Here is a 360-nt window from a genome sequence, read left to right on the forward strand (position 1 = left end):
CATAGACAGTCAGGAGGTTGGCTTAGAAGCAGCCATCCTTTAAAGAAAGCGTAATAGCTCACTGATCGAGTCGTCCTGCGCGGAAGATGTAACGGGGCTAAGCCAGTTACCGAAGCTGCGGGTGTGTCCGTCCTCTTAAACGCGTTCTAGCTTGGCGTGCGATAGCACGCAAAGCGCGCCATCACTTCGAGTCGAGGTGGTGACTGAAATAAGCAGTGCGTTTAAGTGGACGGACACGCGGTAGGAGAGCGTTCTGTAAGCCTGCGAAGGTGTCTCGAGAGGGATGCTGGAGGTATCAGAAGTGCGAATGCTGACATGAGTAGCGATAAAGGGGGTGAAAAGCCCCCTCGCCGTAAGTCC

Annotated in this window: 1 rRNA gene; it reads left to right on the plus strand. The window is 54.2% G+C overall.

The features are described 5' to 3' along the window. Window positions 1-360, plus strand: a 23S ribosomal RNA gene (locus tag H0484_RS15090); the annotation flags it as partial.

Origin of the sequence: Mesopusillimonas faecipullorum (assembly GCF_020539505.1) — a bacterium.
In the GTDB taxonomy this organism is placed as follows: Bacteria; Pseudomonadota; Gammaproteobacteria; order Burkholderiales; family Burkholderiaceae_B; genus Mesopusillimonas; species Mesopusillimonas faecipullorum.